The following is a 23,625-nucleotide window of genomic DNA, read 5'->3' as shown; positions in this document are numbered from 1 at the left end:
CGTCGTTGACCTGACCCACCAGCGGATCAAACGCCGGCCCCACCTTGTAGAGGGGCGACGCCATCGTAGGCACCGGTGACGGTCCTGAGGAGCTCGACATTGCTCGGGTAGGTCGCCGAGAGGAGTTCGCGTATTACGGGTTCACGGTCATAGTCGTCGGCCAGACGTAAGCCGAGGATGACGTTGGCCATCATGCCGGCGGCGAGGGTCTGACTGGCTTGTTCGGGTGTGAGATCGCCGCGGTTGACGAGCACTCGGTAGACGCGGAGGAAGCCGTCTCTGGCGAGTGGCCCGATCTCCGGATCGGTGCCGGCGGTGAAGGCGTGCGCGAGGCAGAGTTGCAATCCCTGCTCCTTGAACAGTTGAAGGTAGGCGATGCCGATACGCGGTGCGAGGTCGCCAGGTGCGTCGTCGTCGATCGTCTGCTCGAACACCTCGACCACTCTGTCGAGCGCGTGCTCGATCGCGGCTCGGATGAGCGCGTCTTTGCTGCCGAACAGGGACACCACGTAGGGCTGGCTCACGGCGGCCTCGCGGGCGATGTCTGCCGTGGTGGTTGCGGCGAAGCCCTTGCTGCCGAAGATCCGGATCGCCGCAGCGAGCACGGAAGCGCGTCGCTGGGACGAGGAGATTCGTTTCTGGCCCATGGTTGACATGTTATCAATCAATCAATAATCTCTGCGATACGCTGCCGATCGGCCACCTCGGCGGGAGCACCGGCGATCGCGGCGATCGGCTCCAGCCGTGCCTTCTCATGTGCGGTGTCACGTCGCGGATGCTGAGGCACAGCTCGCCGATGGGGCGTGACACTGTGCAGTCCGGCACGATGAGAGGACCGGGTGTGGACGTGCTGATGTTCGCCACCGTCGCGGTGCTGGGGTTCACGGCGTGCGCCGAGTTCGGCTCCTATGCTTTTGTGCATCCGGTGGTCAAGCGTCTGGCGCCGCGTGACCACATCCTGGTCGAACAGGGTCTGCTGCGTACCTTCGGGATTGTGATGCCGGTGCTGATGACGGCTTCGCTCGTGCTGGCTATCAGCTACGCGGCCCGCCCTGATGGGGCGGGGTTGCCCGAGGTGTTGCGTTGGGTTGCGGCCGCGACCTGGGCCACGGGCATCGTCACGACCGTGGTCGTGAACGTGCCGATCAACCTGTCCACACTGCGCTGGGACAAGGATTTCCCTCCGGAGCGCTGGCAAGAGCGCCGTAACCGCTGGGAGTGGTTTCAGGGATACCGTTCGTGGGCCTATCTCGCGGCCTTCCTGCTCGTCGCTCTCTCGGTCGCCACGGTCGGCTGAGAGAGTGTTGGGTTACCCGTTGACCGCGTGAAGTGAGTTGACGGGATCCGTTGTGGTGTAGGGGATTGCAGAAGCGGATACCGGATCAAGTGCGACCGGCTTGCCGACGGTCAGTCGCGGCCAGAACCCGCCTGGTTTTGGATGCGGTGCCCGTGGGACGAGGTGGCGTGGCCTTCGTGGTCGTCGTCTACCTCGTAATCTTCCGTACCAGGACGGCCTGTCATGAGGCGCCTCATGACACGTCAGGTCAGGAGTTCGCGGGCCAGGACCTCGGTCCACCAGCGTTCGACTTGATCGGGTTGCCAGCCGCGTTCGTCGGTCAGTGTGGTGTAGACGTCGATGTTGCAGATCGCCGCGTAGATGTCGACGGCCGACGAAATGTCCAATCCTTGCCGGAGAACGCCGCCCGGCCACGACGAGAACACCTGGATCCTGGTTTCGTCCCCCTGCTGACGGCCGTCGCGGTAGGCGGTCGCCAGCTCGGGCTCGGTGCGGCCCGCCTCGCGCACGAGCGCGATGATGTCACCGGCGCGCTCGAAGAGGCGCCGGTCGTAGCCGGCCATCGCCGCGAGTTGCCGCACCGGATCGTTCTCGGCCCCTTCCAGTTCGGCGAGCGACTGCGATGGATTCGCGGCGATGTCGGCTGCGTCGGCCAGGGCTTGGATCAGCCCGGTCTTGTTCCCGTACACCGCGTAGACGGTCGGCACCGAGACCCCGGCCTCCCGTGCCACGTCACGTACCGTGGTCGCCGCCCAGCCGCGGGAGAGGAACAGTCGACGAGCGGCGCTGGCGATCCCACCCCTGGTCTCTGCCGCTTGCGCCGCCCGGCGCAGTGACTCGTACCTCCGCCTGCCTGTCTCGTCGGTCATGGCTTGCCTCTTTCAGTTTCCGGGCCTTATATTGAATATATGTTGCGTAAACTCGGCGTCGGAAGCACCTGGACGTTCTCGCGGATCGCCGGACTCGCCGGACTCGGCTTCGCCATCCTGATCGCCTCCACCAACGCCTTCCTGGTGCCAGCCGGCCTGCCCCACACCGGCGCTGAGACCAACGACGTTGTCCAGTTTTTCACCACCCAACAGAACACCGTCGGCCTCGCGTCAGCACTCGCCCCGATCGCCTGGGTGCTGGCAACCCTGTTCGGCGCCGGCGCGGTCTCCGTGCTGTGGCGTTCCGACCGCGAGCACGGCACAGCCTGGTCCCTGGTCGGGTTCGCCGGGGTGATCATGCAGAACGTCACCTTCACCGGCGTGATGGCCACCCGGCTCGCGCTCGCGTCAACGACCGCGCAGGACAGCAGCACGATCGCCGGGCTCTGGGCACTACACAACGCGCTGTTCGTCTTCAACGGCACCTTCCTGGCACTGGCCATGACCGGCCTGTCCATCAGCGGCCGACGCGACGGCCTGATCCGCCGCTGGCACAGCGGGATCGGTTTGCTTGCCGCCGCACTCCAGTTCGGCTCGGCCGTGCTGAGCCCTCTGGCCATCGACGACCCCGGTACGGTCAGTCTCCTCGGCCTTGTCGGCTGGCTGATCTGGGTCGTGTGGATCGTCGCCTACAGCATCACCCTGATCCGCCTGACATCCGTTCCCATCCAGGCGATACCGAATAACCGACGCACCGGTCCCGTTGAGTCACATCGGCAGGCCGATCTACCCGACGGCCAGCGTCGCCATCCAGCACAGCAGCGCGTCGAACCGCCGGAGAGCGCGCAGGCATAGACATCCGCTCATCGGCGAGAGCGGACGCCGCTCAACTGACGACCGAGAGCAAACGGGCCGACCTCTTCGGGTCCGCCGCAGAGGTCTCCAGACTGAAGGGCCTGCTCAGGACGTTCCGGGTGGGATCTGCGTCTCGAATGACGGAACTGCGGCGGAGTCCAGCAAGCTCACCCGCAACGCTCCACATCGATCTGCAGCATGCCTGCAGACGTGGCCTTACGCGAACCGAGACGCCGGCCGGCGCCAGCCATCCTGGGCGCAGCAACGCCTGATCACTTCGACCTCTACTGGGAGGTCACGCCGCACCGCCCGACCTCCATCACCGCAGGTCAAGGCCCCTCGTCTCTCCGGCATCGGTGAGCACGCCGCGGCCAGGAAGAGCACGAAGGGCCGCAGGTCGGCCCGGGACGACCCGCGCAGCTCAGCCGGGTTGAGCGCGGCTCGACACCAGGACGCCTGACCGCGTGGTCGAGTTGCGATGATCTTGCGGTCAACCGCGCGGCGCTCGATCCGCAGGAGCGTCGAGACGCCGAGATGCACGGCTCGGCGGCGCGGGGATGGTGCCGTCAGTACGAGTCGTGGCCGCCGCAGCCGCAGCCGCAGCCGCAGCCTTGGATGTGCGGCGGTGGAGCGTGAGAGTCATGACCAGCACGACCAGCGCTCCGACGATCAGCCCGAGGATCGCGCTGGCCACCGTGTTGACGAGCCAGCCGACGAGCCCGCCGAGAACACCCGTGGCGTCGTGGGCGGCGACCTCCACGTGGTGCACGGCCTCGTACAGGAAGTGCAGGTTCAGCTCGTTCGTGCCCAGCAGCAGGATGTGCCCGCCCACCCACAGCATCGCCGCGGTGCCGACTACCGTCAGCACGGTGAGGACAACCGGCATCGCCCTCACCAGACCGCGGCCGAACGTGGCGACGGCGCCGGAACGTTGCGACAGGCGCAGCCCGGCGTCGTCCATCTTTACGATCAGGGCCACCACGCCGTACACCAGGACGGTTATGACGACGGCGACGACAGCCAGGATCGCCAGGCGGGACCAGAACGCCTCATCGATCACCTCGTTAAGGCTGATGACCATGATCTCCGCCGAGAGGATCAGGTCGGTTCGTACCGCCCCAGACACCAGTGTCGTCTCGTCCTGCACCTCATCCTCGCCCGCGCCGGAGGCACCGTGATGGGCGATCTTGGCCCACACCTTCTCCGCGCCTTCATAACAGAGGTAGGCGCCGCCGAGCATGAGGATCGGGGTGAGCAGCCAAGGCACGAACTGACTGAGCAGCAGCACCGCCGGCAGGATGATGAAGAACTTGTTGCGCAGCGACCCCACAGCAATGCGCTTGATAATCGGCAACTCGCGCTCGGACGCCAGGCTCCGCACGTACTGCGGCGTGACGGCAGCATCGTCGACGACGACACCCGCAGCCTTGGCGCCGGCCTTCGCGGCGGCCGCCCCGATGTCATCGATCGACGCTGCAGCGGCCCGGGCCAGCACCGCCACGTCATCCAGCAGGGCTACGAGTCCACCGGCCAAGGGAGGGTCCTTCCAGGGTTGCGCAGAATTCGAACTGGACCATTCTCGCTCAGGTCCCTGCGCGCGGCACGCCACCACCCGGTCGCATATCGGGCGAGAGCTCGAGGTGAGCGACTATCGCGCTCGGCCGACGACCCGCCACCACCGCGTCCGGGTCATCACCTGGCGCCAGCTCAGGCCGAACCCGTCCGCCGCAGTCACCGTTAGCCAGGGCCGGCGTAGATGGAAGCTAGACCTTCGTAACTCTGCTGAGCGGACGTGGGACCTCTTCGGTGCCGCCGAAGAGGTCAACCGCGGCAGGAGGGCGCGGGGGCGGTTGCCACACACAGCGCAGGCAGAACCCGCGCCGACGGCTGGCCGGCGCACGTACCGCGAACTAGGTAGTTCTTGCCGATGTGTAGCGGTTGCCGTCTTGGCACGATCGCATCTGCCGGGTGTGGATCGAGCGGCTCGCTCTCATGCCCGGCGATCCGATGGTCAGTGACCGCAGAGAGGCTTCACGATGGAGAACATTACGGACACCGACGAGGCCGGCATTGACGTGTCGGCCCCGGTGGTCAGCCGCCACAGCGTCACGGTGACCGCGTCGGCGGAAGCCGTGTGGCGGATCCTCACCGACATCGACGCATGGACAACCTGGCTGCCAGACATCGCGTACGCACGCGTGGAAACACCCGGTCCGATCGCGCCGGGCTCCGTGTTCCGCTGGTCGGCCGCGGGCATGGAGATCGAGTCGACGATCGTTCAGGTACGGCCGCGGGAACGCCTCGTCTGGCGGGGATACGGTGACGGACCGGACGGGGTCCTCGGCGTCCACGTCTGGGCTCTCACTCCAGCCGGCGACGGTGTGGAGGTGTCGACCGAGGAGTCCTTCGCCGGCCCGCCTGTCGATGCCGACCCCGCGCCGTTCCAGGAGGGCCTCGACACGACCCTCGCCAGGTGGCTGGAACGACTCAAGGGTGCCGCCGAGGCGGTGACCGCGTCGTGAAGAACCGTGTGTTCGCCGCCGCCGCGACGGCAGTGGTTGTGGCCGGCCTCGTGGGCGCCGCAGGTGCGCCGGCTCGGGCCGAGGTCGGGCGTGATGTTGGCTCCGACCGCGCGACGGTGAGCTGTGCGGGACGGACTGTCGACACCGCGGCGAAGATTCACTATCGGACGGAGACGACGATCGACGCTCCGCTACGGACCGTCTGGAAGTTGCAGACGGACGTGGAAAGCTGGCCGTCGTGGCAGAAGCCCGTTTTGTCCAGCAAGCGGCTCGATCGTGGCCCACTGCGTCCCGGTTCATCCTTCCGATGGACGACACCCGTCCCCGAGACCGCGCTGAATCAGGCCACGACCCTCGTCGTCACGTCCACAGTCCGGCAGCTTCGGCACCAGAGGTGCCTTCGGTGGGACGGCCCGGCGATCGGTGCGGGTCTGCGCATCGACGAAGGGGTGCACGTGTGGACGTTCACTGAGATCGGCGGCCGGGTTCTCGTGCGTACCGAGGAGACGTGGCGCGGTGACCAGGTGGAGCAGGACGTCGCCTTCTCCACCGCGGCTCTCAGGGCGGGCCTGGAGACGTGGCTGACGGAGCTGAAGACGCGTGCCGAACGGGAGTGTGACCGTCCCCGGCGCTGACGCGACCCAAGGGCCCCGCCGGTCTCGTGCCGGCGGGGCCCTTTCGTCGCCCGGCTCCGTCAGCGGAGTAGTTCTCGTAGCTGCCGGCGTGAGGTGATGCCCAGTTTGCGGTAGAGGTTGCGCAGGTGAGCGTCGATCGTTCGCGGGCTGACGAACAGCAGCGCGGCGACCTCCTTGGTACCCGCGCCGGAGGCGACCTTGCGGGCGACGAGTAGTTCCCGTGCGGTCAGCGCCGCGAGCGGATCGGCGTCGTCGGCCAGGGTCGGCTCGCCGATGGCATCTAGTTCGCGGGCGGCGCGGCCGGCGAACCCGCGCGCGCCGATGGTGGAGAGCAGTTCGTGCGAGGCGCGCAGCTCCGCCCGCGCCTCGGCGCGACGGCCGACCCGTCGCAGCCACTGCCCGTAGAGCAGTCGGGCACGCGCGTAGTGGACTCGCATCCTGCTCCCGGCGAACCGGCTGATCGCGGCACGGTAGTTGTCCTGCGCGCCGAGCCCCGGGTCGAGCAGCGCACTCGCCAGTAGATGCGCACCGGTCGTCCACGCGTTCGGGTTGACCCGTGCGACATCCCCGATCCATTTAGCCGATTCCTTGGCTTCTTCGGGACGTCCGACGTACGCGGCGGCTTCGACCATCTCGTGGTGGAAGACGGAGGCGGCGTACGCCCCGCGCCGGTGCTGGTCCCGTACGAGCAGCAACGCGTCAATCGCGGCCTCATGGTCGCCGCTGCCGTTGCATAGAACGCCGATCGCGTAGTGCAGCGCGGTGGGTTTCACCCCCACCCAGTCGCGCAGCTTCTCCCGGATCTCGCGGAACCGTTCGACGTCCCCGCTCCAGGCGGCAAGCATCAGGTCGGACCCGACGAGGTTTGACGTCCCGGCGGCCTCGTCGACCGCACGCGCCTCGATGATGCAGACCTGCGCGTCGGCGAAGCGACCCACGATCGTCCGGGCGACCGCCTGGAAGCGCAACGCATGGGGAAGGATCGCGTAGGCCCCCTGCGCCCGGGCGAGTTCCACCTGACGGTCGGCGATCTGCTCCATGGCATCGCTGTCACCGATGTCGACGCTCAACACACAGGCACGTTCCATCCACCCCGGATCCGCGCCGGGCGTGCGGGCGTGGTCCCGGAAGGCGTCGACCGTACGGCGCATCATGGGCAGCGCCTCGTCCACCGGGCGAAGATGCTGCTCGACCAATGCCCGCAGCAGCAGGTCAACCGGACGTGGCGGCTGACGCTGGGGTACCCGTTCCCGGATGTGCAGGGCGAGCCGCCGTAACCTCCCCGGCTCGTCGACGCTGAACATGAGCGACGCGAACGCCTCCAGGTAGGTCTCGCGGACCTCGTCGGGCCCCACGCCGTCGGCCGCGTCGATGAGCGCGATCGTCGCCGGGATGGTGCGCGCCACGTGATAGTCGATCGTGGCGCGCAGCAGCCGCGCGGCGTGGCGGTCGGCGGGCTCCGGGTGGAGACGCTCGGCCTCGTACACCAACTCCCGGGCGGCAGATGGTGCCCCCGAGCCCAACCGCGCCCGGGCCGCGGACAACAACCGGCGGGCCCGCCGCGACCGGCCGGGTGTCAGTCGGGCCGCGCGCTCGAGGAACGCGGCCACGGCCGCGAGTCCGCCGCGGCGCTGTGCCCGCCCGGCCGAACGCTCCAGCTCGGCCGCGGTCTCCTCATCCGGGCCGGTGATCGCGTTCGCCTGGTGCCAGGCGCGACGGTCGGGATCGACGTCGGCGTCCGTACCGGCGGCGAGCGACGCGTGCGCCTGCCGTCGCGCCCCGGCGCCAGTCGACAGGTACACCGCGGAACGCGCCAACGGATGCCGGAAGTGCACCCGGGGCCCGGCCACCAACAGGCCGCTGTCCTCGGCCGCGGCCAGGTCCACGGCGTCCAGCCCCTGGATCGCCATCGCGCGGCGCAGCAGAACGAGGTCGCCTGTCGGCTCCGCCGCAGCCAGCGCCAGAACCGAGCGCGTGGGTGCCGGCAGCCGCAGGAACCGACTCACGAACCGGTGTTCCACGGCGCGGTGCCCGGCGTCCCCGGGTAGCCCGAACGGTCCGGCGTCGCGGGCGAACTCCACCAGGGCGAGCGGGTTGCCGGCCGCTTCGGCGAGGATCCGTTGCACGATCGCCGCCTCGTGGCCGAATGGCGCCCGATACCGCAGCAGGGTGAGGGATTCCGAATCGTTGAGCCCGGTGAGAGTGAGGGCGGGCAGGCGACCGAGCCCCGACACCGAGGCGGCGTCACGGCCAGCGAACACCATGGCGACCCGCTCCGCCGCAACGCGTGCCGCGACGAAGGCCAGTACCTGCCGCGAGCCGGAGTCGATCCACTGCACGTCGTCGACCACGCAGAACACCGGCCTGCGCCGGCCTACGGCACTCAGCAGGCCGAGAACGGCCAGGCCGACAAGCATCGGGGTCGGCGTGGCCCCGGCCTGCAGCCCGAACACCGCGTCGAGCGCGCTCCGCTGCGGCACGGGGAGCCCAGCGCGGTGGTCGAGCACGGGGGCGCACAACTGGTGCAGGGCCGAGTAGGGCAGCTCGCTCTCGAACTCGACACCACCGGCCCGCAGCACCCGCCATCCGTCGAGCCGCGAAGCGGCCGCACCGATGAGCGTCGACTTGCCGATCCCCGCATCACCGAGAACGAGCATCGCCCCGCCACGGCCCCGCGCCGCGGCTGCCGTCACCGAGGCGATCTCGCCCAACTCCGCCACGCGAGCGACGAACAATCCCGACCTGATATCTGTCATCAGCTTCTGCGTGTCGCCGGACGAATGATGCCCTCCGGTTGTTCGGCCCCACCGATGGTATCCGGGACGGGCGCCGGGTCCGGAGTCGGCGCTCCTACGAGGGCAACTCGAACAGTTCCAGCTGGATGCCGTCGGGGTCACGGAGATAAAGGATCTTCGTCCCTGCCAGCGCCCCCGCTTCGACGCCATCGCCGTCCTGGAGCACGACCGGATCGGCGTTGACGTGCACGCCCCGCCGCACCAGGTCGCGGTGCGCCGAGTCGAGGTCGTCGACCTCAAAACACAGGTGCATCACCCCAACGTCAGAGTTGCGCCCGGCGAAGGGCCTCGGCTGCGGGCTGTCGTACTGGATGAGTTCCAGCAGGACGTTGTCACCGGCCAACGCGAAGGATGCCCGCATCGACGCGTTCTCGACCTCGACAACCGCACCGATCGCCGGGTTCGTCGCCGAGATCGTCATGCCGCTCGGCGCGATGCCGAGGACGTCTTCGTACCACCTCACCGACCGCGCCAAATCGCTGACCGGCACTCCGATGTGATGCATTCTGGTCACTCTGCTCATGATCTCCATCCTGAAGGGCCGAGCCAGCACTGTGGAAGGCACAGGTCTTCCGCGTACCGCTGGTACCACCCAGCTCCCCGGACCGATGGCGGATCATGGGGTTCATGAATGACCTCGGAGCCGCGCTGCGGGCCTGGCGGGATCGCACGGACCCGGCCGCTGTCGGTCTCACGAACGCCTCTCGTCGCCGCGTCGTCGGGCTACGACGCAGCGAGCTGGCAGCACTGGCCGGCATCTCCCCCGAATACGTGGCACGCCTCGAACAGGGCCGGGCCGCCACACCATCGGCGCAGGTGTGCACCTCCCTGGCCCGCGCGTTACGACTCTCTGACGACGAGCAGGCGCACCTGATGCGCCTTGCCGGCTTCGCCGCGGCCCCGGACCGGATACCCCACCTGATCCCCAGCAGCCTGCACCGCGTCATCGACCACCTCGACGACACCCCGGTGGCCGTCTACGACGCCGTGTGGCGGCTGCTGCACTGGAACCGGCTGTTCGCGGCCGTCTTCGGCGACCCCGCCGGCGCCACCGCCGACGATCGCAACGCCTTGATCGTCCAGTTCGAGTCCCGAAACCCCCGAGTCCGCCAGACCGACACCGAGCGCGCCTACTTCGAGCAGTCGTTGGTGGCCGACCTGCGCGCCACCAGCGCCCGCTATCCGAACGATCCCAACGTGGCGGCACTGATCTCGCGGATGGCCGGAAACGACAGGTTCTGCCGCCTCTGGGCCCTCCGCGCGGTGGCCAATCACGAGAGCGCGCACAAGACCGCCGTACACCCGGACGTGGGGGCCATCCCGCTGGACGCCAACGTTTTGACCACCCAGAACACCGACCTGCGCCTCGTGGTCCTCACGCCTCGGCCCGACACCACCGCTCGCGAGAAGCTGGATCGACTGGGTTGACGGGACCGGATCCGGACCTCGAGGCCGCTCAGCTTCGCGATCGTCGCCGGTAGCATGACGATCTGCCGCCGTTCAGGCGCAGTCAGCTCCACGAACGACTTGAACGCCGTCCGCCCATCCGCTGCGGCTCGTCGATCAGCGCTAGCCGATGCCGCCAACCCGCCGCCTCGGTGTCCTGACGGTCCGCGTGGAAGACGATGTTGTTCGGCCGGGTCGCGACCGAGTGGCCGACGCAGCGGCAGTGATCGCGGGCGCCGGATCACCTGCATTGGGTCCCACCGCATCCGCAAAGCGATTGGGAAACAGATGCGGCGTGGTCTCGTTCGCGTCCACGCCGAAGACACTATCGGCACCCATCCGCCACGTACGCGCTGTCATCGGTTACTACAGAAAGCACTGAGTGGTCACGCCGCAGCGCTCAGCCGCATCACCGCAGGTCAGATCCCTCGTCTCAGTCCTGCGTCGGTGAGCACTTCGGGCGCGGCGTCTCGGCGCTCGGCTCGTACCCTCACGGCAGCCTGAAGGGCCTGCGCCAAGGCTCGTCCCTACGCGGCCGGTCCGCATCAGGTGGATCCCGGTGAGCAGGACTCGCAGCGTGTACAGCGCAGGCTTGAGCTGCCCGGTTTTGGCGTACAACTCCTCCTAGGTTGCCGCGAATCCGAGGTAGTGGTGCGCATGGTGACGGGTGACCAGCCGCGGGGCCAAGGAAATAAGTTCGGCGTGCACCTCAGTGGTCACCACCACCAGCGGTGACAGCGCCTGCTCCAGAACGTACCCGTTGCGGCCGTTCAGCAGCTTGACGACCTTCAGCAGATCGTGGCTGACCGCTTTCAACTCGACACCGTCGCGCACGCCCAGGTGCTGCAACGTCTGCGGACCGGTGCGCAACCCGACAACCTCCTCAGCCGGGACCAGGTGCACGGCCCGCAGATCCAGGTCGGAGTCGATGGAGGCGAATCCGTACAGATGCGCACCGCTAACGGTGACGAACAGCAGCGGACGGGCAGGGCGCGGGCTACCTCGGCGGCCGACGGCGGCCAGAAGCGCTCGAACCCCAGGAGAGCTGCTCCACCGCTGGGCCGTCGAGGTGAGTGGGCGGCTTGTCGGGATGAGAGAACGCCTGCGTGGGCGCCACCTACACACCACGCCGGTCGTAGTCGGAGGCCAGGTCATGGAGCCCGTACGCCCGCGACCCGACCACAACGGCGAGAACCGTATGCCGCTCGACAAGCTGCCGTCAGGTGTTGTTCACCCTGTCTAGGGCTAGCGCCATCGATGCCTGGGCTTGCTCGAGTGTGTCGCCGGCACCAACCGCAAGGTCCCGTAGGTACCCGCAGAACTCGTCGTTGAATGGGCGGGCTGACGTGAGGAAGCCGGCAAGTTCGAGGCTGACTAGCCCGTGGAGCTGACACCACGTGTGTTGGGTGATGGACCAGGGGTCGGCGGGACGGAACCGGCCCGTCTGGATGCATCGGGTGATGGCATCCCGGGCCACGCGCAGCGTGTAGAGACCGAGGTGTCGGTCTTCTTCTGACAACTGGAACCCTGCGATGCTTGAACCGCCGAACATCACGGCGTACAGGTGAGGCGCCAAGTGCGCGGATCGCCGGTACGCGATTGCCAACTGGAAGCTGTCAGCGACGGGATCGTCGCTGGCTTTTACCGTCGCCAACCGGTCGGCCAGCCGGGAAAAGCCTTCCTGGATGACAGCCCTCACCAGGCCGGGCATGCCGCCAAAGTACGTGTAGATGGCCATCGTGGACGTGCCTGTCTCGCGTGCCAGTGCCCGCGCGGACAGCGACCGGGGTCCCTGCTCGGTCAGCAGCCGAGCAGCGACTTCGACGAGTTCCTGCCGCTGATCAGTACTCGCTCTTGACACGAGTTCATCATAACGGTGTTATTGGCATAACAGCGTTATGAGGGGATGGTGGCATGTTGGGTGCGGCTCGGATCCGGGCACGGATCCCGCGACTTGCCGAAGCGCAGGGAGACGACTGGGGAACAGTGGCCGGCGGCGGAGAGCCCCTTCGGCTGGCTGTGCTCGGCGACTCCGCGGCGGCCGGGGTCGGTGCTGCCGACCATCAGACGGCCTTGGCCGGTCAGACTGCGGCTGCGCTCGCCGCATTGACTGGGCGGCACCTGTCCTGGCGGGTCGTGGCACGATCGGGAGCGACGGCCAGAACGATCCGAACAGACCTGATGGACGGCATTACAGATCCACACACGCGATGGAGCCCGCAGGTGGTCCTTGTGGTGGTGGGGGTCAACGATGCGGTCCGGCTGCGGCGGCCCCGCCGGTTTCGGAGCGATGTCGAGCTTCTGGTGGCGGTGATTAGGCGTCGGGTCGGTGCCCCGATCCCTGTGCTTTTGGCGGGGCTGCCCCCCGTGCACCGCTTTCCCGCCCTGCCCGCGCCAGTGCGGCTGCTGCTTGGGATGCACGCGCGCCGGCTGGACCGGCAACTCACCGGCGTGGCTCGACGGGACAAGAGCGTGTTCCACTTGCCGGTCGGGCACCTGCCCGTCGAACGAGACGACTTCTACGCCTCGGATCGCTTCCATCCCGGTCCAGCTGGATACCGCGTGTGGGGCCGAACGCTCGCTGCACAGACGGCCACGATCCTCGAGGCGGTCCTGCCGATGGCCGCGGAATCGGATGTTGCCCACCAGCAGGACGGCCACACGCACGACGCGACCGCGGAGAAAGCCAGCCGTTGGGTGTAGTTCAAGGACGCCGCGCCGACTCTGACCTGCGGCAACGGGGAGGCCGCCGACGGCAGACACCTCCGCGGGCTCACCCCGGAGGCCCAGACCTCCCCCATCGTCCGCCGGATCTTCGACGAATTCCTCGCCGGCTACGGACTATTCGCCATCGCCGAAGGACTCACCGCCAACCACGTGCCCTGCCCATCAGCACACGACCGGGCCCGCAACAGACACCGCAGCGGCATCGCCTGGTCCAAAAGCGGCCATCCTCGAAAGAGATCACCCATCCGCCCCTGATCGACGACGAGACCTTCGAGCAGGCTCAAGCCCTACTCACCCGTCGCGCGCGAGCCGTCGACCGTCAGGAGCGCCAACGCCGCGCCCGCAACCCCTACGTCTTCCGGGGGATGATCTACTGCGCCGTCTGCCAGCGATGCATGCAAGGCCAGTACAACCACGGCGCCGCCTACTACCGCTGCCGCTTCCCCCAGGAATACGCCCTGGCCAACGAGGTCGAACACCCCCGCAACGTCTACCTGCGCGAGGACGCCCTCACCGACCCGCTCGACGAGTGGCTGGCATCCGCGTTCACCCCGGACCACCTCGACCAAACGATCACCGCCATGTGCGACGCCCAACCAACGGACACAACGCCACAGACGGCCGCAGCACAGGCCACGATCGCGGCCTGTGACGCAAAGCTCGCCCAGTACCGGGCCGCCCTCGACGCCGGCGCAGACCCCGCACTAGTCACCGGTTGGATCACCAAAGCCAGGCCGAACGGACACGAGCCGAAGCTGATCTTCAAACGACCCAGCAGACCGAGCCGCGCCGGATGAGCCGCTCCCAGATCGCCGACCTGGTCCGAGCGCTCGGCGACATCGTCGCCGTGCTGCGCGACGCCGACCCGGACGACAAAGCCGAGGTCTACCGGCAACTCGGACTCCGAGTCACCTACCAGACCGAAACGCAAACGGTGCGCGCTGCAGTGGATCTCAGCGCACACCGTGGGCAAATCATTTGTGTCCGAGGGGCGACACGAACCATTGCCCCACCGCCGATGACGCTCAGCGCAACTCTGAAGCTCGCGCAACCCTAGCTAAGGTGGTGACCTCTTCGGCCTTGCCGAAGAGGTCGGGCCGGGCTGTGCGGCTACCGGGGTGTTGATCGGATCATCACCGCTTGTTGAATATATGCTGACAAGTCTTAACCAGGCTTGGCAGCATGGCTATCACCTACCGACGCCTCCTCGCCGCCACCCTCGTGGCCGGGCTGACTCTGCTCGCAGCCTGGACACCGGCACGCGGCGCGGAGCCCGCTCCCCCGGCGTCCACTGCCACCGCACCCAACATCATCTTCGTCCTCGTCGATGACCTCGCGTGGAACCTCGTGCAATACCTGCCGCAGGTGCAGCGACTACAGAGTGAGGGGGTCACCTTCACCAACTACACGGTGACCGACTCGCTGTGCTGCCCGTCGCGCTCGTCGATCCTCACCGGTCAGTTCCCACACGACACCGGCGTGTTCACCAATGGTGGAGCCGACGGCGGGTTCGCGGTCTTCAAGGGCCGGGGCAACGAGAACCGCACCTTCGCTACCGCATTGCAGGGCAAGGGCTACCGGACCGGCTTCCTCGGCAAGTACCTCAACGGCTACCTACCGGCGGACACACAGGGTGGTTCGCTGCCGTACGTCCCACCCGGCTGGTCGGAGTGGTACGTGGCCGGCAACGGGTACTCCGAGTACAACTACGACCTCAACGAGAACCACACCGTCGTGCACTACGGCAACCAACCGGCCGACTATCTGACCAACGTGCTGTCGCGCAAGGGCGAAGACTTCATCCAGCGCTCGGCGGCGGCCAACACGCCCTTCCTGCTGGAAGTCTCGACCTTCGCCCCGCACAGCCCGTTCACCCCGGCCAACCAAGACCTCGACGATTTTCCCGGACTCACCGCCCCGCGCACCGCAGCATACGACCGACTGCCCACCAACCCGCCATCCTGGCTGGCCGGCAACGGACCGCTGACCGCGCAGGAGAAGAGCACCCTGGACACGAACTTCCGCAAGCGCGCCCAGTCCGTGCAGGCCGTCGACCGGCTCATCGGCAACCTGCGCGCCCAACTCACCACCAGCGGCATCGCCGACAACACCTACATGGTGTTCAGCTCCGACAACGGCTTCCACATGGGCGAGTACCGGCTCACCGGGGGCAAGCAAACCGCCTTCGACACTGACGTACGGGTACCGCTCGTCGTCGCCGGGCCGGGCGTCGTCCCCGGATCGCAACGTGCCGAGATCGTGCAGAACATCGACCTCGCACCAACCTTCCAACGCATCGGCGCCGCCGACGTCGGCACACACGTCGACGGGCGCAACCTGCTCCCCCTCGCGCAGGGCGACCCGGCATTGAACTGGCGTACCGGGGCGCTGATCGAGCACCACGGCCCCAACCAGACGGCCGACGACCCCGACGCCCAGGACCGCCGCAACGGCAGCCCCGTCACCTACGACGCCCTACGGACAGCGACCTACACCTACGTCGAGTACTCAAACGGCGAACGCGAGTACTACAACCGAACCATCGACCCCCACCAGCTCTACAACATCGCCGCCGGGCTCTCGGCAACGCGACTGGCGGCGCTGCACAACGCGCTCGCGGCGTACGTCGCCTGCCACAGCCACTCGGCGTGCTGGACGGCAGGTCACGTGCCGGCTTGACGGCGCATGAACCGCAACGGCCCTGACCTGCGGCCTCACCCCGTCGCAGGCCAGGGCCGATCGCCGGCCTCGCCGGGCCGGACGCATTTGGCGCCGCACGAGCACGACGGATCGGAGAGGCTACTCATTAGATGAGCAGTCGATCGTGAGGTCCTGATGCCTCTCGACGTTCAGGGCGACGAGAGCACACCGGCTAACCCCCTGAGGGGTAGATGAGTCGCCTGATCTTGACTCAGGTGGCGGTGAAGATTACTGAGCGGGCCGCCGCGGCGGCCCGCTCGTAGAACGTCTGAACATCATCAAAGTTGTTCCATGTGTACTCGAAATCTTCGTCGTCCTGGGCACCGCCGTAGTCGCGACCATCGATCGCATCGAAGCGGCGGCGTAGCCAGGTTCGGTCGACAGTTCGCAGTGCCTCGGCCACATCCCTCACCTCGGCGGCGCTGATGTACACGACGTAAGAGTCATCGTGTAGTTGCCGGCCACCGAGCACCGCGTGAGACCACGGATACAGGCCGCCGTCTGGGTCGAGCGTGCCATCGGTCAGGCAGCGGTGGATCGCATCCCAGGCTTTGTCGGTGTCTACCGTCAAAGCGTTGTCGTCCCGAGATTCCTCTATCTCCTCAAGGAACTCGCCCACCTTGTCGTCGTCTGCCGCTAGCAGCAAGCGCTCCTGCTCGGACGTAATGGCGAAGTGCACCCCTAACATGCCGGCGATCGTACGGGGCGTGCACTGGACGCTGTTTCACCGCGGAGTGCTCCGCGGTTCTGCGAAGCGGTCGACAAGGCTCCATGTCGCCTGCCAGGGGTGTGTGCGCAGGTCAAGGCGATCATGTCAATCGAAGGTCATGCCCGTGAAGGACGTTCACCTATTCATTGAGCAGCGGATGGCAGCGGATGGCAGCGAAGAGCAGTGCGAGACCCGGTCAGGCCGGGGCGTCGGGCAACTCTGACTGCCGATGCGCACCCAGTGGATGGCCGTCCTCGCCGAGCTGCTCCACATTGAGCCGCCGCGCCGCCACCTCCTGGACGAAGCGATTGCACCAGGGGCCGCCCTGAACCCTGATCGGATATATCGACACCCGTTCGCGACCTGACCGAGACCCCGGTTTCCACGCCGGCACACCTCGACCATCTCCGCTCTGAACTCCAGCGTGAACGCCCTGCGAGGCACCGGCTTCGGATAGGACGGTCAGCAAGCCGTCTCAAACCGGACTCGCCCCCGATGTGGGTGGCACCATCGAGGAATGCCTACGCAGCTCCTCGAGCGCCGGTCTGCGCTGGCCACGCTGCGGGCCGCCGTCGACGCCGCGCTGGGCGGTGCCGGCTCGGTTGCCCTGCTCACCGGTGAGGCGGGGATCGGCAAGACCAGCGTGGTGCGCCAGCTGCTCGCCGAGGTCGATCCTGCGGTGCGGGTACGCTCCGGCGGCTGCGACGATCTGATCGCCCCGGCTCCTCTGGCGCCGTTGCGCGAGGCGGTGGCGAATCATGGGGGCCCTCTGGAGGCCGCCCTGGCCGCACCGCACCTACCAACCGCACCGAGCGCCGCGGCCAGGGCGTACCCGTTGGCGGTTGTGCTGCCCGCGATGCTGGCCGAGCTGCGCGGCGCCCCCGCGACGCTCCTTGTGGTGGAGGACATCCACTGGGCAGATGAGGCGACCATCGACGTGTTGGTCTACACCGCCCGACGGATCGGGCCGCTGCCGGCCGTCCTGCTGCTGACCATGCGTGACGACGTCGACGATGCCCACCCCGTCCACCGCCTGCTGGGATCGTTGACCGCGGCGCCGGTGGTCCGAGTCCCGCTGGCCGCGCTGTCCGCAGCCGCGGTGGCCCGGATGGCGGCCGGCACCGGCCACGACGGTGCCGCGCTGCACGCCCTGACCGGCGGCAACCCGTTCTTCGTCAGTGAGTCGCTGGCGTCCGACGGCTCGGCCGCCTCGGGGGCGGTGCGCGACGCGGTCCGCGCCCGGTGCCGGCGCCTCGCACCCGCCTGTCAGGAGGCGTTGGCGCAGCTCTGCGTGGTCCCGCGGGCGGTCGGGGTGGACCTGGCCGCAATCCTCCTCGGGCCGCAGGCGCTGGCCGCGCTGGCCGAGGCGGAGCAGAACGGGGTGATCGAGGTACGGCCGGACGGTCTGGCCTTCCGACACGAGCTGGCCCGACGGGCGATCGAGGCCGACCTGCCTGAGCTGCGTCGACGGCTGCTGCACCGCCGGGTGTTGGCGGCGCTGCGGGCCGAGTCGTCGCCGGACCGGGGGCGCCTGGTGCACCACGCGGTCGCCGGGGACGATCCGGCGACCGTGGTCGCGGTCGGCCCGAGCGCGGCCCGAGCCGCAGCGGCAGCGGGCTCACACCGGCAGGCACTGGTGCTCCTCGAGTCGGTGCTGCCCTACCGCGACCGGCTGGGTGGCGCGGAGAGCGCCGCACTGTTGGACGAGTACGGCTGGGAGCTCTACAACGCGCACCGGTTCCATGAGGCGGTGCGGGTCGGCGAGCAGGCCGCCCGGGAGTACGCCGCGCTCGGCGACGAGCCGGCCCGGGGTCGCTGCCTGGTCCGCGTCTCCCGGCACCAGTTCATGGCTGGCGAGACCGACGCCGCTGAGCGGACCGCGGGCGAGGCCGTGCGGGTCCTCGACAACCAGGCCGACGACGCGGCAGCGGCACACGCACTCCTCTATCAGGGCGCGATCCTGGCGTTGACCGACGACTTCGCGCGGGCGGTCACCGCCCTGGAGTCGGCCCGCAAGCGGGCCGGCCGGGCCGGCCGCACCGACCTGGACACGCTGTGCCTCAACTATCTCGGCATCGCTCGGATCGAGGTGGGTGATGCCGGTGGGCTGGCCATGCTGCGCCAGAGCGTGGACACGGCCCGCGAGGACGGCTTGCTGGAGTACGTCGCGCGCGGCTACACCAATCTCGGCGAGATGCTCTTCCGGATGGGCGCCCTGGCCGAGGCGGCCGAGTGCGTGCGCGCCGGGCTGGCCTTCGCTGAGGAGCACGGCTTCTGGTCGCACGCCTACAACATGCGGGTGCACCAGCTGCTGGTCGAGCTGCGCCGCGGCGGCTGGGACGACGCCGAGCCGGGTCTGCGCGCGCTGGCGCAGCGCCAGAATCCCCCGGACATGCTGTACGTCTACAGCGTCCCCTGGTACGCCCGGCTACGCACCCGCCGGGGTGACCCGGCCGCGGCGCCGTTGCTGGCGCAGGCGTGGGATCGGGCGCGTCGCGGCCGGCTGTTGCTGGGCATGGCGTACGCCGGGCTGGCCTACCTGGAGTGGGCCTGGCTCACCAACGACCGTCAGCGCGCGGAGGAGGTCGCGGCCGAGCTGCTGCCCCGCCTCGCGCACCCGGGTGCCGCGCCGTTCCGGGCCGAGGCGGTGCGCTATCTGGTCCGTCTGGGTGTCATTGTCGAGCCGGTCAGCAGCCCGGTGAACGATGCGGCGGGCACGCAGACCTCCGACGTGGCGGGCGCGCAGGCGTCCGATCTGGTGGTGACCCAGGCGTATGCGGCCGGTGCCGGTGGTGACTGGGCCACCGCAGCGGCGCAGTGGGCGACCCACGGCGACCCGTACGAGCAGGCTCTGGAGCTGGCCGAATCCCCGGACGCGGAAACGGTTGCCGGGGGTCTGCAGATGCTCGACGGGCTCGGCGCGGTGGCAGCGGCCGACCTGGTCCGGGGCCGGCTGCGCGATCGGGGTGCCCGGGTCCCGCGTGGCGCGCGCCGCGGCACCCGGGCCAACCCGGCTCACCTCACCGAGCGGCAGCTGCTGGTGCTCGGCCAGCTCAGCGCCGGCCGGACCAACGCCGAGATCGCTGCCGACCTGGTGTTGTCGGTGCGCACCGTGGACCATCACGTCGCGGCGATCTTCGACAAGCTGGGGGTGCGCACCCGGCAGGAGGCCGCGGCGGCGGCCCGCGCTCGGGGCATCGGTCCCGGCTAGCGCCACGCCCGAGGCGCCACATCGGCCGGCGTGAGCACCCGGCTCAGGGTGCCGGCGACGAAGTCACCGACGTAGGCCACGCCGGTGACCGGGTCGACCGCCACCGAGCACGGCGCGTCGCCCAGCTTGACCGCCACGCGCAGGGCCCGGGAGCGGCCGTCCACCATCAGCAGACCGGCTGAGGTCGCGACGTAGCCGATGCCGGTCCCCGGTCGGGTGGCCACCGCCCGCCCACCGCCGGGCACCGGCAGCACCGCGCCGGCGGGCACCGGCCGGGTGCCGCCGTCGGTGGGAAAGTCGCCCTGGTCGAGCACCACGACCGAGGGGTGGGTGGTGTTGCCGCCGAGACAGGACACGAAGATCAACCCGGCCGGTACGTCGACCGCCACGTCGACCGGCTGCAGCAGCACGTCCTGTAGGTCGATCGTGCCAGTGATCGCGTGCCGGCCGTCCGCGCGCCGGGTGATCACCGAGATGGCTGCCGTCTGCGGTACGCCGGCGCGGTAGGTCCGGGCAACGTAGACGCGTGCCGCGGTGCTGTCCACCGCGGCGGCGATGATCCCGGCGAAGCCGTCCTCGTCACCGACCGCGTCCAGGTCGCTGAGGTCAGTCGGGGCGAGCACTCGCACGTGCATGTCGACTCCCACCGGCGGCGCACCGCCCTGGTGCACGACGTAGAGCCGCTGGGCGGCCGGGTCGAGCGCCACGTCGACCACGCCCAGCCCGATCGGCCTGCTGATGCCCGGTTGTGGCATGCCTGCGGTCACCTCGAAGCGCTGCACGGCGAAGTCGTGGTGGCCACCGTTGACCACGAATCCGTGGTTGCCCTGCGGGTGCACGGTGAGCGCGCGCGGCCCGTGACCCACGGTGGCCGTCCGCGCCTGGGTCAGGGCCAGGTCCCAGCTGCTCAGAGTGCCGTCGTCGTCGGGCCGGTCGTGCGGTGAATGGGTGGCGAAGACCCGTCCGCCGGCGCCGTCGCGGGACACCGCCACCGCCGCGACGGCGCCCGGACCGCCCAGGGGCACTGTCGTCACCAGCGGCGCTGCCGGCACCGGCGGCGGCACGTGCACGATCGCCTCACGCCGGACGCCGGCCATGCTGGCCGAGATGTCGATCGGCTGCGGACCGGTGGGTGCCAGCACGTCGATCGGGAAGTCGGCCGTGGACGCTCCCGCGATGACGTCGACCCCGCTGAGGACCTTGACCAGGTCGGGCCGGCTGCTGTGCAGGGTGACCCGCTTGCCGCCGGCCGGCGCCGGGCCGGTGAGCAGGACCCGGCCGGTGGCCCGGGCCCCGACGAAGAGCCCGGTGCGGGCGTGCTCCACCCGTTTGAGCGACACCGAGTCGAGGGACTCCATCGCCTCGTACTGGATGTTGACGTCGACCTGCTGCAGGCCGGTGAACGGGACCGTCACCGAGTCGTAGGCCAGCGTCCAGCCGCCGGTGAGGCCACGCCCGTACAGGCTGAACAGGTGCTCCTTGCCGGCGACGGCGGCCGTGTCGCCGGTCCACACCTGGGTGGCCGGTTCGAAGCGCAGCACCAGCTCCTGGGTGGCCGGTGGACCGGTCAGGTCGTGCACGCCGAGATCAAGGTCGCGCTGTTGGGAGAAGCCGGCATGCGTGATCGTCATCGGCAAGCTGTTGTCGTTGCCGGCCATCCCCCGCAGGTTGACGGTGACCCCGACCACCTTCATCTCGGCCAGCCCGGGCGGCAGCTTGGCCAGCGGCAGGTCGAACCACAGCGACTTGGCGTTGACGAACCGGTTGATCGCCGCGGTGTGCGCGCCGACGGAGAACGCGTTGTGGATCACCTGGGTGCCGTCCTGGACCACCAGTGGCCGCCCCTTGTCCCGGTGCCGGTCGCGCTCAGCCACCGGGTCCCTGGTGAAGATGGCGTTCATCATCAGGTCGTAGGCGCCCACCGGGAAGTCGGGCGTGACCTTCTCGTCCAGGTCCAGATCCAGGTCCGGGTAGGCCAGCGCCGCGGTCTGTCCCGAGATGCCGCCGGGGTTGCCGCGGTCCAGGATGTAGAGCTTCAACGCCCGCTGGGCCCGTTGGCTCCAGAGGTCCAGAGCGTCGAAGAGGCAGAGCAGGCCGCGCAGCAGCCGGGACACCGCCGACTTGGCCGGCCGGTCGTCGGTGTCCACCGAGTCCAGGTCCCCGATGGCCTCCCGGGCGCGCCGTTTGAGGTCGGCGATGGCCGCCGTCGTGCCAGCGATCTGGCGCAGCCGTAGCGTCGCCAACCGCCAGCTGTGGCAGGCCTCGGTCATCTCGATCAGCAGGTCCCGCAGCGGCCCGTCAGCCTGGGCGGCGCGCAGGTCGGCAGCGACCCTGCGCAGGTGCACCACCCGCCCGGACCCGGGGGTGCCGATCTGGGCCCACTGACCGTGCGTGTCCAGGCCCACACCGGCCGCGGCCAGCTCGGTGGTGGTGGGCCGCCCGGCGAGGTAGGGGCCGCCAGCCGCGGTGCCGGCGTCGACCAGCAGGGTGGTGTCCGCCGGCAACAGCAGCCCCGCAGCGCCCTGTGGCTGGGTGGGGTCGGGTACGCCGAGCACCTGGGCGATCGTCGTGACCAGGTCAGACCCGGAGACAGAGCCTGAGCCGTACGAGATCAGCGCCTCGGCGGCGGTCAGGTCGCCGAGCCGTTCCTGGATGCGCAGCACACTCTGGCCGATCAGCTGCCCGGATGCCTGCTGGGCCTGCTCGGCGGCTGCCCGTCGGCGCCGGCCGCTCTCCCCGATGGTCTCCTCCAGCGGCCCCTGGTCGCCCAGCAGCGCGGTCAACTGGGTGCGGACCGCCTCCCGGGCCCGCAGCAGCCGTGGCTGATCGCCGGCAAGCAGCACCGGGCCGTCGCCGGGCGCGAACAGCGCGGCCCGGAGGGTGTCCGCCGCCGCGCGCCACTGCCCGGCGTAGAAGTCGACAGCCGGCACCAGGTCCAGCTCCAGGTCGCGCTCTACGCCGATCTCGGTGCGGTGATCGGCCATGAGGGCACGCAGCTGCGGTGCCATGCTGCCCGGGCGGAGTTGCTCGGCGGCGGCGTACTCCCGTTCGGCCTCCACCAGGTTGCCGGAGCGGAACTCGTACCACGCCTGCCTGCCGCGCTGCTCGGCCCAGCGGTCGCCACCGCGCCCGGAGAGCTGTGGGCGTAGTTCCTCGTCGTACTGCTGCGGGGTGCGGGCCAGCACCTCGGCGGCGCGGGCGCCGCCCTGGCCACCCGGCTCCCCCGGCGGCCCCTGTGGGCCCTGATTCTCCGGTTCGTTCGGAATGCCTGGCCCACCTGGTCCACCGTCGCCGCCCGCGCCACCCGGGCCGCCGACTCCGGCGAAGGTGTTGGTGCCGGAGGCCTCGACGTAGAAGACGTGCACCGGACCTCCGGCTCCTCCAGGGCTGCCCGGGTGACCGCGTAGACCGGGATGCCCGCCGATCGGCGGCGGGGGCGGTGGCGGCAGCGGCGGCAGCGCCGTGGTCCGCGAGACGTTCGGGTCGTTGACCGGTGGGCCGGGGTCCCCTGTCGCACCCTTACCGCCCCGCTGCCCGGTGCTGGTGGCGGAGACGCCCGTCAGCCTGCGGGCATGGATCACCAGCTGGCGGCCGGAGAGACCCTCCTCGCCCTGCGCCGGGGTGCCGGGCACCTCCATCGCCAGCGAGGGCTTACCGGCCGGGCCTTCGCCGACCACCTCGTCACCGACGACGAAGACGTTGCGGAAGCCGCGGATCACCGCGCCGAGCAGCACCACCCGGCGGCCGATTAAAACCAGCGCTCGACCACCGCTGGCGGGCGAGGTCGGCAGAGCGTCGACGAACGCCTGATCGATGCGGATCTCGTCGCGGATGTGCAGTCCGAAGACGTCCACTGTGC

At 69.3% G+C, this 23,625-nt stretch carries 19 protein-coding genes and 2 pseudogenes; 11 read left to right on the top strand and 10 right to left on the bottom strand.

Annotated elements, in window-relative coordinates; genetic code table 11:
• Window positions 1–26: 26 nt before the first annotated feature.
• Complete coding sequence (locus ACLJOK_RS04505; protein ID WP_410816305.1) at window positions 27–647, bottom strand: TetR/AcrR family transcriptional regulator; 621 nt, start codon at window positions 645–647, stop codon at window positions 27–29.
• 194 nt (window positions 648–841) lie between these two features.
• On the opposite strand from ACLJOK_RS04505, the gene ACLJOK_RS04500 reads away from it, so the two are divergent.
• Window positions 842–1,297 (top strand): DUF1772 domain-containing protein, encoded by a 456-nt coding sequence (locus tag ACLJOK_RS04500; protein WP_196926089.1) that lies wholly within the window; start codon window positions 842–844, stop codon window positions 1,295–1,297.
• Between the two features lie 242 nt (window positions 1,298–1,539).
• On the opposite strand, the gene ACLJOK_RS04495 is transcribed toward ACLJOK_RS04500, so the two are convergent.
• Entirely contained in the window at window positions 1,540–2,166 is a 627-nt protein-coding gene (locus ACLJOK_RS04495) for a TetR/AcrR family transcriptional regulator (protein WP_410816304.1), read from the bottom strand.
• 39 nt (window positions 2,167–2,205) lie between these two features.
• On the opposite strand from ACLJOK_RS04495, the gene ACLJOK_RS04490 reads away from it, so the two are divergent.
• Window positions 2,206–3,021, top strand: coding sequence for a hypothetical protein (locus tag ACLJOK_RS04490; protein ID WP_410816303.1), 816 nt, complete (start codon window positions 2,206–2,208; stop codon window positions 3,019–3,021).
• Window positions 3,022–3,511: 490 nt separating this feature from the next.
• Here the strand turns inward: ACLJOK_RS04490 and ACLJOK_RS04485 are convergent, their stop codons facing one another.
• Window positions 3,512–4,555, bottom strand: coding sequence for a DUF808 domain-containing protein (locus tag ACLJOK_RS04485; protein ID WP_410816301.1), 1,044 nt, complete (start codon window positions 4,553–4,555; stop codon window positions 3,512–3,514).
• Between the two features lie 502 nt (window positions 4,556–5,057).
• Between ACLJOK_RS04485 and ACLJOK_RS04480 the strand changes: the two genes are divergently transcribed.
• Complete coding sequence (locus ACLJOK_RS04480) at window positions 5,058–5,543, top strand: SRPBCC family protein (RefSeq protein ID WP_410816300.1); 486 nt, start codon at window positions 5,058–5,060, stop codon at window positions 5,541–5,543.
• Window positions 5,540–6,178 (top strand): SRPBCC family protein, encoded by a 639-nt coding sequence (locus ACLJOK_RS04475; RefSeq protein WP_410816299.1) that lies wholly within the window; start codon window positions 5,540–5,542, stop codon window positions 6,176–6,178. Before ACLJOK_RS04480 ends, ACLJOK_RS04475 begins: the two co-directional genes overlap by 4 nt.
• Before the next feature lie 59 nt (window positions 6,179–6,237).
• On the opposite strand, the gene ACLJOK_RS04470 is transcribed toward ACLJOK_RS04475, so the two are convergent.
• The gene (locus ACLJOK_RS04470; protein WP_410816297.1) at window positions 6,238–8,934 is read right to left on the bottom strand and encodes an AAA family ATPase; all 2,697 of its coding nucleotides are present in this window, start codon (window positions 8,932–8,934) and stop codon (window positions 6,238–6,240) included.
• 94 nt (window positions 8,935–9,028) lie between these two features.
• Window positions 9,029–9,505: a VOC family protein gene (locus ACLJOK_RS04465; RefSeq protein ID WP_410816296.1), complete on the bottom strand. Its 477-nt coding sequence runs from the start codon at window positions 9,503–9,505 to the stop codon at window positions 9,029–9,031.
• Between the two features lie 95 nt (window positions 9,506–9,600).
• On the opposite strand from ACLJOK_RS04465, the gene ACLJOK_RS04460 reads away from it, so the two are divergent.
• Window positions 9,601–10,401 carry a helix-turn-helix transcriptional regulator gene (locus ACLJOK_RS04460; RefSeq protein ID WP_410816294.1) on the top strand — a complete coding sequence of 267 codons (801 nt, stop codon included), beginning with the start codon at window positions 9,601–9,603 and terminating at the stop codon, window positions 10,399–10,401.
• 516 nt (window positions 10,402–10,917) lie between these two features.
• Here ACLJOK_RS04460 and ACLJOK_RS04455 read toward each other — a convergent pair.
• From ACLJOK_RS04455 to ACLJOK_RS04445, 3 genes and pseudogenes are all read right to left on the bottom strand, one after another.
• Window positions 10,918–11,459 (bottom strand): annotated as a pseudogene (locus ACLJOK_RS04455) (DNA polymerase beta superfamily protein); the annotation flags it as partial.
• A pseudogene (locus ACLJOK_RS04450) lies at window positions 11,456–11,635 on the bottom strand (DNA polymerase beta superfamily protein); the annotation flags it as partial. The pseudogenes ACLJOK_RS04450 and ACLJOK_RS04455, both read right to left, overlap by 4 nt.
• Before the next feature lie 3 nt (window positions 11,636–11,638).
• Window positions 11,639–12,280, bottom strand: coding sequence for a TetR/AcrR family transcriptional regulator (locus ACLJOK_RS04445; RefSeq protein ID WP_410816292.1), 642 nt, complete (start codon window positions 12,278–12,280; stop codon window positions 11,639–11,641).
• A 53-nt stretch (window positions 12,281–12,333) separates the two neighbouring features.
• Here ACLJOK_RS04445 and ACLJOK_RS04440 point away from each other — a divergent pair, with 53 nt between their 5' ends.
• The 5 genes from ACLJOK_RS04440 to ACLJOK_RS04420 all read left to right on the top strand — a co-directional run bounded on the left by ACLJOK_RS04440 (window position 12,334) and on the right by ACLJOK_RS04420 (window position 15,825).
• Window positions 12,334–13,122: an SGNH/GDSL hydrolase family protein gene (locus ACLJOK_RS04440; RefSeq protein ID WP_357178101.1), complete on the top strand. Its 789-nt coding sequence runs from the start codon at window positions 12,334–12,336 to the stop codon at window positions 13,120–13,122.
• 21 nt (window positions 13,123–13,143) lie between these two features.
• Window positions 13,144–13,401 (top strand): recombinase family protein, encoded by a 258-nt coding sequence (locus tag ACLJOK_RS04435; protein WP_410819263.1) that lies wholly within the window; start codon window positions 13,144–13,146, stop codon window positions 13,399–13,401.
• Between the two features lie 110 nt (window positions 13,402–13,511).
• Window positions 13,512–13,943, top strand: a complete 432-nt coding sequence (locus ACLJOK_RS04430; RefSeq protein WP_410816291.1) for a hypothetical protein — start codon at window positions 13,512–13,514, stop codon at window positions 13,941–13,943.
• Complete coding sequence (locus ACLJOK_RS04425) at window positions 13,940–14,203, top strand: hypothetical protein (RefSeq protein WP_410816290.1); 264 nt, start codon at window positions 13,940–13,942, stop codon at window positions 14,201–14,203. Before ACLJOK_RS04430 ends, ACLJOK_RS04425 begins: the two co-directional genes overlap by 4 nt.
• A gap of 125 nt (window positions 14,204–14,328) precedes the next feature.
• Window positions 14,329–15,825, top strand: coding sequence for a sulfatase (locus ACLJOK_RS04420; RefSeq protein WP_410816288.1), 1,497 nt, complete (start codon window positions 14,329–14,331; stop codon window positions 15,823–15,825).
• Window positions 15,826–16,057: 232 nt separating this feature from the next.
• Here ACLJOK_RS04420 and ACLJOK_RS04415 read toward each other — a convergent pair whose 3' ends face one another.
• Window positions 16,058–16,534, bottom strand: a complete 477-nt coding sequence (locus ACLJOK_RS04415; protein WP_410816286.1) for a YfbM family protein — start codon at window positions 16,532–16,534, stop codon at window positions 16,058–16,060.
• Window positions 16,535–17,072: 538 nt separating this feature from the next.
• On the opposite strand from ACLJOK_RS04415, the gene ACLJOK_RS04410 reads away from it, so the two are divergent.
• Window positions 17,073–19,766, top strand: coding sequence for an AAA family ATPase (locus tag ACLJOK_RS04410; protein ID WP_410816285.1), 2,694 nt, complete (start codon window positions 17,073–17,075; stop codon window positions 19,764–19,766).
• On the opposite strand, the gene ACLJOK_RS04405 is transcribed toward ACLJOK_RS04410, so the two are convergent.
• Complete coding sequence (locus ACLJOK_RS04405) at window positions 19,763–23,620, bottom strand: hypothetical protein (RefSeq protein WP_410816283.1); 3,858 nt, start codon at window positions 23,618–23,620, stop codon at window positions 19,763–19,765. The genes ACLJOK_RS04410 and ACLJOK_RS04405 overlap by 4 nt on opposite strands.
• Between the last annotated feature and the right edge of the window lie 5 nt (window positions 23,621–23,625).

Origin of the sequence: Micromonospora sp. 050-3 (assembly GCF_046549335.1) — a bacterium.
In the GTDB taxonomy this organism is placed as follows: Bacteria; Actinomycetota; Actinomycetes; order Mycobacteriales; family Micromonosporaceae; genus Micromonospora; species Micromonospora trifolii.
This window is presented reverse-complemented; position numbering and strand designations above follow the sequence as displayed.